General features: G+C 73.5%; 10 protein-coding genes. 8 read left to right on the forward strand and 2 right to left on the reverse strand.

Translation table 11 applies throughout. The features are described 5' to 3' along the window. The first annotated feature begins 383 nt into the window (after positions 1-383). Genes ACFWBF_RS21355 through ACFWBF_RS21365 form a run of 3 tightly spaced genes read left to right on the forward strand, consistent with a single transcriptional unit; the run spans position 384 to position 2,981 of the window. Positions 384-1,205, forward strand: coding sequence for a BTAD domain-containing putative transcriptional regulator (locus ACFWBF_RS21355; protein WP_385604033.1), 822 nt, complete (start codon positions 384-386; stop codon positions 1,203-1,205). A gap of 33 nt (positions 1,206-1,238) precedes the next feature. Next, on the forward strand, positions 1,239-2,432 hold the full coding sequence (locus ACFWBF_RS21360) for an epoxide hydrolase family protein (protein ID WP_385604036.1): 1,194 nt from the start codon (positions 1,239-1,241) through the stop codon (positions 2,430-2,432). 42 nt (positions 2,433-2,474) lie between these two features. After that, positions 2,475-2,981 (forward strand): DinB family protein, encoded by a 507-nt coding sequence (locus ACFWBF_RS21365; protein WP_385604039.1) that lies wholly within the window; start codon positions 2,475-2,477, stop codon positions 2,979-2,981. A 24-nt stretch (positions 2,982-3,005) separates the two neighbouring features. Here ACFWBF_RS21365 and ACFWBF_RS21370 read toward each other — a convergent pair whose 3' ends face one another. Further along, a complete protein-coding gene (locus ACFWBF_RS21370) occupies positions 3,006-3,548 on the reverse strand; it encodes a flavoprotein (RefSeq protein WP_385604041.1) in 543 nt (180 codons plus the stop codon). 58 nt (positions 3,549-3,606) lie between these two features. On the opposite strand from ACFWBF_RS21370, the gene ACFWBF_RS21375 reads away from it, so the two are divergent. Then, entirely contained in the window at positions 3,607-4,014 is a 408-nt protein-coding gene (locus ACFWBF_RS21375; RefSeq protein ID WP_385604044.1) for an SgcJ/EcaC family oxidoreductase, read from the forward strand. 65 nt (positions 4,015-4,079) lie between these two features. Here the strand turns inward: ACFWBF_RS21375 and ACFWBF_RS21380 are convergent, their stop codons facing one another. Beyond that, positions 4,080-4,316, reverse strand: a complete 237-nt coding sequence (locus tag ACFWBF_RS21380; protein ID WP_385604047.1) for a hypothetical protein — start codon at positions 4,314-4,316, stop codon at positions 4,080-4,082. A gap of 225 nt (positions 4,317-4,541) precedes the next feature. Between ACFWBF_RS21380 and ACFWBF_RS21385 the strand changes: the two genes are divergently transcribed. The 4 genes from ACFWBF_RS21385 (at position 4,542) to ACFWBF_RS21400 (ending at position 8,538) form a co-directional block, all read left to right on the forward strand. Further along, entirely contained in the window at positions 4,542-4,748 is a 207-nt protein-coding gene (locus ACFWBF_RS21385) for a DUF4287 domain-containing protein (protein ID WP_385604050.1), read from the forward strand. A gap of 138 nt (positions 4,749-4,886) precedes the next feature. Then, positions 4,887-6,659: an FAD-dependent oxidoreductase gene (locus tag ACFWBF_RS21390; protein WP_385604052.1), complete on the forward strand. Its 1,773-nt coding sequence runs from the start codon at positions 4,887-4,889 to the stop codon at positions 6,657-6,659. 85 nt (positions 6,660-6,744) lie between these two features. Next, a complete protein-coding gene (locus ACFWBF_RS21395) occupies positions 6,745-7,602 on the forward strand; it encodes an NAD(P)H-binding protein (RefSeq protein ID WP_385604055.1) in 858 nt (285 codons plus the stop codon). Between the two features lie 24 nt (positions 7,603-7,626). Further along, on the forward strand, positions 7,627-8,538 hold the full coding sequence (locus ACFWBF_RS21400; protein ID WP_385604058.1) for an AraC family transcriptional regulator: 912 nt from the start codon (positions 7,627-7,629) through the stop codon (positions 8,536-8,538). Positions 8,539-8,719: the final 181 nt, after the last annotated feature.

The following is an 8,719-nucleotide window of genomic DNA, read 5'->3' on the forward strand; positions in this document are numbered from 1 at the left end:
CAGAAGCGGGAACAGAAGAAGAAGCAGGAACAGAAGCAGTCGTAGGACCAGAAGCAGTCGCAGGACCAGAAGCATACCGATCGCGCGCCGACCGTCCCGGAACGGATTTCCCCCACATCACAACCGGACACACGGTCGACGAAATGGGCAACCGCCGCGATTTCCGCGGGTGAAACCGGCGGACAGCGGTTGCCATGACCACCGGCCCCGGCACGGGAGGTGGGCGGGACACGGGACTGACAGGGCCGCCGACCGGCGGTTTGACCCGTGGAGAGGGGCTCAAAAGGGCCTCGAGAATTCGGAGACATTGCGCAGGGCCCGGCTACCGTGCCTCAGTCGAAGGCCGAAATACGAGGGGAATTCGACGACTTACGGAGGAGACCGTGAAAATTCAGGTTCTGGGTCCGTTGAGTGCCGAGGTCAACGGGGGCTCGATCGTCCCGACCGCCCGTAAGCCGCGGCAGATCCTGACGCTCCTCGCCCTGTACCCGGGGCGGGTGATGCCGGTGCCCACGCTCATGGAAGAGATCTGGGGCACCGACCTGCCTCAGAGCGCGCTGACCACCCTGCAGACGTACATACTCCAGCTGCGCCGCAGACTCGGCACCGCCATGGGCCCCGGTGAGCCCGGCGGCGCCAAGGACGTGCTGGCCACCCGGCACGGCGGCTACCTGCTGCAGATCCCGCCGGAGTCGGTGGACGTGCACGAGTACGAGAGCCTCGTCGGCCAGGGGCATCGGGCCTTCGAGGGCGGCGACGACGAGAGCGCGGCGGACATGCTGCGCGCCGCGCTGGCGCTGTGGCAGGGGCCGGCCCTGGTCGACGTACGGGTGGGGCCGATCCTGGAGATCGAGGTGATGCGGCTGGAGGAGAGCCGGCTGGTCACCGTGGAGCGGCGGATCGACGTGGACCTGCGGCTCGGGCGCCACACCGAACTGCTCGCCGAACTCACCGAGCTGATCGCCCGCCACCCGCAGCACGAGGGGCTGCACTCGCAGGCGATGGTCGCGCTGTACCGGTCGGGGCGCCAGGCCACGGCCCTGGACGTGTACCGCAGGCTGCGCGGCCGGCTGATCGAAGACCTGGGCGTGGAGCCGTCGCCGCAGTTGCAGCGGCTGCACCAGGCGATGCTGACCGTGGACCCGGCGCTCGACGTGGCGGCCGGTCCGAAGCGGGGGTCGACCTTCGACCTCTACGCGGCGTGAGCGACGGCCCCGCCCACCCTTACCATCCACCGCATGAGCGATCTTGGTGAGTGGGCGCGGCCGTTCCGGCTCGACGTGCCGCAGCGCGAGCTGGACGACCTGGCCGAGCGGCTGGACCGGGCCCGCTGGCCCGACGAGCTGCCGGACGCGGGCCGGGCGTACGGGATGCCGCTGGGCGAGGTGCGCGAGCTCGCCCGCCACTGGCGCGGCGGGTACGACTGGCGGGCCGCCGAGGCGCGGCTGAACTCGTGGCCGCAGTACACCACCGTCATCGACGGGGCCCGGGTGCACTTCGCGCACCTGCGCTCGCCCGAACCGGACGCCCGGCCGCTGCTGATGACCCACGGCTGGCCCGGCTCCCTCGTCGAGTTCCAGCAGGTCGCGGGCCCCCTGACGGACCCCCGGGCACACGGCGGGGACCCGGCCGACGCCTTCCACCTGGTGCTGCCGTCGATCCCCGGCTTCACCCTGTCCGGGCCGACCACCGAGCGGGGCTGGGAGTTCAAGCGCGTCGCGCGCGCCTTCGCGGTGCTGATGCAGCGGCTCGGGTACGAGCGGTACGGAGTCCAGGGCGGCGACTGGGGAGCGGCGGTCTCCCGGGAACTGGGCCGCCTCCACCCCGACCGCGTCAGCGGGGTCCACCTCAACCTGCTGCCGGGCGGCGGGGCCACCGCGGAGCCCACGGAGCAGGAACTCGCGCCGCTGGACGAGGCCGAGCGGCAGCGCGCGCGGGCCTCCTGGGAGCGGTATCGGAGCTGGGCGCGCGAGCGGCAGGGCTACGCCGACATCCAGGCGACCCGCCCGCAGACCCTCGCGTACGCCCTCAACGACTCGCCCGTCGGGCTGCTGGCCTGGATCGGGGAGAAGTTCGCCGAGTGGAGCGACCCGGCGTGCCCGCCGGACCGGGACCGGGTGCTGACCAACGTGATGCTGTACTGGCTGACCGGCACGGCCGGCTCCGCCGCGCGGATCTACCACGAGCGTGCCCACGCCGACTACCACGGGCAGCCGACCGAGGTCTCCCGCACCCCGACCGCGCTCGCCGACTTCCCCCGGGACAACTTCATCCCGCTGCGGCACATCGCCGCGCGCACCGACAACGTCGTGCGCTGGACCTCGTACGACAAGGGCGGCCACTTCCCCGCGATGGAGGTGCCGGAGCTGCTGGTCGGGGACATCCGGGCGTTCTTCCGGCAGCTGGAGGCGGGCGCGGGATCCGGCATGTGAAATGGCGTGCGCGGGGCGGCGTACGTCTGTGAGCATCGCCCGATGATCGACGAACAGCGCAGCCGGCCCGTCCTGGTGGGCGACGAGCGGGCCACCTTGACCAGCGTGCTCCAGTGGCAGCGCGACACCCTGATGATGAAGTGCTCGGGTCTGGACGACGAGCAGCTGCGGCGCAAGGCTGTCGCCCCGTCCGGGCTCAGCCTGCTCGGGCTGGTGCGGCACCTGGCGGAGGTCGAGCGCGGCTGGTTCCGCAACGTCCTGGGCGGCGAGGACGTGCGCGGCCACTTCCCGAAGAACGAGGCGGGGGAGTGGACGGAGTTCCACGTCGAGGACGCGGACCCGGCCGAGTCGTTCAGGATCTGGGAGGAGGCCTGTGCGCGCTCCCGGGCGATCGTGGACGCCGCCGAATCCCTGGACGTCACGGGGTCCCACGGCGACGAGGCGTACTCCCTGCACTACGTCCTGGCCCACATGATCGAGGAGTACGCCCGGCACAACGGGCACGCCGACCTGCTGCGCGAGGCGATCGACGGGACCACGGGAGAGTAGCGCCGCGGGCGCGGCCCCGGCCGCTCACCGGCCGTTCGTCACCGCGTCCAGGGCCGTCCGCCACGGGAAGTGCGGCGGGGCGTCCGGGCCGGCCGGGCCGGGGGCGAAGCCGCCCTCGCCGTACAGGACGGTGACGCCGGCGCCGCGCAGGACGGCCAGGGACTGGTCGAACTGCGGGTGCAAGGAGAGGGCGGAGTTCAGGCACGGCATGGCGACGACGGGGACGCCCTCCTTGCCGACCGCCTCGGCGGCCACGCCCACGGCGAACCCGTCGGTCAGGCCGAGCGCCCAGGAGTTGAGGGAGTTGAAGGTGGCCGGGGCGAAGAGCAGGGCGTCGGCCGCCGGCCATACGTCGGCCTCCCCGGGGAACTTGTACTGCCACCGCACCGGATGCCCCGTCAGGGCGGCGAGCCCGTCCAGGCTCCCGGAAACCCAGTGCGCGGCGGTGGGGGTGAGGCCGAGGCACACGTCCCAGCCGCGGGCCTGGGCGTCCTCGATCACGCGGGCCACGTCGAAAACGGGCGGGGCGGCGGAACAGAGCAGGTAGAGGGTCTTCGTCGTGGTCATACGGCAATGTGATCATATCGCTTGACCTCGACCATGCTTGAGGAAGCATGATCGGCTCATGAGCGAACAGCACGGGGCCGTCGGAGCCCCCACGGACGTCGAGGCGATCAGGCGGGTCGTCGCCACCGTCGAGCGCACCCAGCGGGCCAAGGACCCGGAAGGCTTCCTGGCCCTCTTCCACCCGGACGCGCTCTGGACCACCGCGCACGGCAAGGTGCTCATCGGCCTCGACGCGATCGGCGAGTTCACCCGGGCCGTGCTGCCCGCGTCGAACTGGGACGGCCAGGTCTCCTACGAGGTGGCGCACCTGCAGTTCCTGCGCCCCGACGTGGCCGCGGTCAAGGTCCGCCAGGTCTACCACTCGGCGCAGGGCGACTCCGAGGGCGCCCCGCTGTACGTGATGACCCGCGGTGACGACGGCCGCTGGCTGCTGGCGGCCTGCCAGAACACCGAGGTCAAGGCCTAAGGGCTGTCCGCGAAGAAGGCCCCGGACCCGCAGGGGAGGTCCGGGGATTCTTCGCGTCGTCGGCTCTAGGCGGCGGGGTCGCCGAACGCGCCGGAGAAGTCCGCCAGGTCGTCGGTGAGGTCCGTGCCGTCGGCGAGGTCCGTGCCGTCCGTGCCGTCCGTGCCGTCCGTGCCGTCCGCCGGGACGTCCTCGACGGTGCTCGTCACCACGTCGGGCGGGGTGTCGGCGGCCAGGGCGGGAGCGGAGGCGGCGAGGGCCGCGGTGGCGGCGACGAGGGCCGTGGTCACGATGCGCTTGATCATGGCCTGTTGAACGAGGCGACCGCCCGGGGGTCACCCCGATCCGGATGCTCGTCTCCACCGTCACCGACCGCTCGAAGCGCGGGTACCAGCCGTCCGCACGCTCCTCCAGACCCGCCGCCCAGGCCTCGCTGCCCAGGAACTCTTGGCGGGGGCGATGAGTTTGCACCAAACCTGCGGTCTACCCCTGCGACACACGCCCGCCGCACGACACGAGGAGAAGACGCCATGACCGAGCCGGTGAAGGGCCCCGCCAGCTACTTCCCTTCCATCGAGAAGAAGTACGGCCAGCCGGTCGCGCACTGGAAGGACCTCATCCGGTCCTCGCCCCTGACCGGGCACATGGAGCTCGTCTCCTGGCTCAAGGCCGAGCACGGCCTGGGGCACGGCCACGCCAACGCCCTCGTCGCGCACACCCTCAAGGAGCAGCCGTAGCCGCCGGCGGGTGACCGCTGGTAACGGCAACTCCCGGCCCTTTTCCTCAACTTGAGCGGGCTTCCGATCCACTTCGAGCTGCGCTGGAGACCGTGGAGGGCCCTTGCCCCCCGCCCCGACAGCCCTGGGAGTCGCATCGTGGTGACCGCGCGGCCGCTACCGGCCCAGGCTCAGGTACTCGTGGTCGGCGCCGGGCCGGCCGGACTCACCACCGCCCACGAACTGGCCCGGCGGGGCCTGCGCGTACGGCTGGTCGACGCCGCGGCCGGGCCCTCCCGCGCCGGCGGGGCCGTCGCCGTGCACCCGCGCACCCTGGAGACCCTGGACCAGATGGGCCTCGCCCGCCACCTCCTCGAACACGGCCGCAGCAACAGCGCCTTCACCGTGTCCGCGGGCGGCCGCCCCATCCTGCGCCTGGACACCGGCGACGCGGGCCCGGACCGCCCGCCCACCCGGTTCCCGTACACCGTGGTCATCGAGCAGAGCCGCACGGAGGAGCTGCTGCGCGAGGCGCTGCTCCGCCTCGGCGTGCGGGTGGAGTGGGGGGTCCGGCTGACCGGGCTGACCCAGGACGCCGAGCGGGTCCGGGTCCGGCTGCGGCACGGCGGTGCGCACGGGGAGGCGTACGAGGAGAGGCGCGAGGAGAGGCACGAGGAGTACGAGGTCCCGTGGCTGGTCGGCTGCGACGGCCGGCACAGCACCGTCCGCGAACGGCTGCGGCTGCCGCTGCGCGCGGCCGGCACCGAGCGGTGGGAACTCGCGGACGTGCACGTCACCGCCGAGGACCTGCCGCAGGACAGCGTCCACTGGGTGCACACGGGCGGCGGGCGCTCGCTGTTGATGCTGCCGTACGCCTGCGAGGGCCGCTGGCGGCTGCTGGCCGGCGACCCGGCCGCCCCGGACGCCGACCCCAGACCCGCGCACGAGCGGTACTCCGCGCTGCTGTCGGCCGGCCTCGGGCGCGAGGTGCGGGTCGGCGAGCCCGAGTGGTCCTGCGTGCGCACCTTCAAGCTGCGCACGGCCGAGCGGATGCACGAGGGGCGGTGCTTCATCGCCGGGGAGGCCGCGCACGGCGACAGCCCCGGTTCGGGGCAGGGCATGAACACCGGGATCCAGGAGGCGTACAACCTCGGCTGGAAGCTCGCGATGGTCGAACACGGCTGGGCCGGGCGCGAGTTGCTCGACACCTACGGGCAGGAGCGGGTCCCGGTCGGCCGGGCCCTGCTGGAGCCGGGCCGAGAGAGCCTGCTCGCCCGCTTCGCTCACGTGCTGGCGGGCCTGGCGCTGCCGGCGCTGCTGGGACTGGTACGCCGTACCGGACTGCTGGACCGTGTCGTACGGCCCTTCGTGCGCGAGGCGGTGCGGCGCCGGATGCTCTGCGGTACGGCCGGGCTGGGCCTGGGCTACCCGGACAGCCCGCTGAGCACTCCGCCGCAGGGCCCGGGCGGCGGACCCGGCGGCCCGGGGCTGCCCGCCGGGTCGCGTGCGGCGGGGGCCGCGGCCCTCTTCCCGGGCGACCCGGGGACGGCGGGGCTGCGCGCCGAACTGCGCGACGTGCGCTGGTCCCTGCTGTACGTGCCCGAGGCCACCGGCGAGGCACGCCAGACGGCGCGGGCCGCGCTGGAACGGTACGGGGCCTGGCTGTCGGTCCGCACGGTCGCGCCGGACCGGGTGCGCTCGCGCTCCGGGCCGCGCCTGCTGGCGGATCCCGGAGGCCGGCTGCGCCAGGTGCTGGGCATGTCCGCGGGCAGTTGGCTGCTGGTGCGCCCCGACGGCTACGCGGCCGGCGGCGGGCCCGAGCTCACCGAGGCCGCGCTCGCGGCGGCGCTGGCTCCGGTGGGCCCGCGCCCGGCGCCGCTGCTGGAGGTGCTGCGGGAGCGGGAGTCCCGGGGGATGCGCAGGGTCGTCTGAGCCGTTGGTGGCCATGGACGCACGCGCATGTTCCTGAGCTTCTCGGCGATGTCGCGTCTCACCGGGACGGCGTTGACTGGTCCACATGACGCAGACGACGCAGACGACGCAGACGACGCAGGCGGACGGGCAGACCGTGGCGACCACCCTCGTGATCGGCGGAACCGGCAAGACCGGCCGCCGCGTCGCCGACAAGCTCGCCGCCCTGGGCCGCCCGGTCCGGATCGGATCGCGCACGGGCGAGCCGCCCTTCGACTGGAACGAGCCCGCGACCTGGGGACCGGCCCTCGATGGCGTCGACCGGGCGTACGTCACCTACTACCCCGACCTCGCCTTCCCGGGCGCCGCCGAGCAGGTCGGCGCCTTCGCCGAGGCGGCCGTGGCCGCCGGGGCGCGCCGCCTGGTGCTGCTGTCGGGCCGCGGCGAGGCGGCGGCGGAGCTCAGCGAGCGCAACCTGAAGGCCTCCGGCGCCGACTGGACGATCGTGCGCTGTGCCTGGTTCAACCAGAACTTCGACGAGAGCTTCTTCCTGGAGCCCGTGCTGGCCGGCGAGATCGCGCTGCCGACCGCCGACGCCGTGGAGCCCTTCGTCGACGCCGAGGACATCGCCGACGTGGTGGTGGCGGCGCTGACCGACGACCGGCACATCGGCCGGACCCACGAGCTGACCGGCCCGCGCCTGCTGAGCTTCCACGACGTCGCGGCCGAGCTGTCGAAGGCGACGGGGCGCGAGATCGGTTACGTCCCCGTCTCGAACGAGGACTACCGGGCGGTGCTGCGCGGTCACGGCCTGCCGGAGGACTTCGCCGAGCTCTTCGCGCTGATCCTGGACGGTCGCAACGCGCATCTGGCGTACGGGGTCCAGGAAGTGCTGGGCCGGCCGCCCCGGGACTTCGCGGACTTCGCGCGCGAGGCGGCGGCCACGGGTGTGTGGAACGCGTGAGGGCAGTCGGCGGATGATGGTGCGATGGACACGCTGACCGGTCTCCTCGAAGGCCCCAAAGCCAGGGGCGCCTTCCTCCTGAAATCCGTGTTCAACCCGCCCTGGGCGGTGCGGATCGAGGACCGGGCCCCGCTGTCGGTGATGACGATGGTGTCCGGCTCGGCGTGGCTGCTGCCCGACGGGGGCGAGCCGGTGAGGGTGGGCCCCGGCGATGTGGCCGTCGTGCGCGGCCCCGTCCCGTACACGGTCGCGGACTGCCCGGACACGCCGGTGCGGATCACCGTGGACGAGGAGCAGCGCTGCAGCCTGGAGGGCGGCGCGGACGTGTCGCGGTCCATGCTGCTCGGCGTGCGCACCTGGGGGGAGGCGGACGGCTCGGTGGTGATGCTGAGCGGCACCTACCAGGAGCCGGGCGCGATCGGCCGCCGCCTGCTGGACGCGCTGCCGGCCGTCCTGGTCCGCCCGCCCTCCGCGGCGGACACCGCCCTGGTCTCCCTGCTGGCCACGGAGATCTCCCGCAGCGAACCGGCCCAGGAGCTGGTTTTGGACCGGTTGCTGGACCTGCTGCTGATCGGCGTCGTACGCACCTGGATCGCGGAGCGCGGCGGCGCCGAGAGCGATCCGGTGATCGGCCCGGCGCTGCGGCTGCTGCACGAGAACCCGGCGTACGGCTGGACGGTCGCGGAACTCGCCTCGAAGGTCGGCGTCTCGCGGGCCGCCCTGGCCCGGCGCTTCACCGAGCTGATCGGCGAACCCCCGATGGCCTACCTGACGGGCTGGCGCCTGGCGCTCGCGGCCGACCTCCTGCGCGAACCGGACGCCACCCTCGCCATGGTCGCGCGCCGGGTCGGCTACGGCAGCGCCTTCGCGCTGTCGACGGCCTTCAAACGCGTACGCGGCCTGAGCCCCCGGGAGTTCCGCACGGCCGCTGCCTGAGGGCCACGTCACGTAGGCGCGGGTGTTCGGGCGCCGTCCACGACCGCCCGCGGCCAGGCCACCTCGCCGTGGCCGCCGCGGGCCACTTGCGGGCTAGCGCGGCCAGCCGATGTCGTCGTCGGGCATCGCGTCCTGGAGCACGTCCGTCCGCTGAGCGGCGGAGTGCGCGGCGGCGTGGGCC

This window comes from Streptomyces sp. NPDC060028 (assembly GCF_042736725.1).
Lineage (GTDB): Bacteria > Actinomycetota > Actinomycetes > Streptomycetales > Streptomycetaceae > Streptomyces.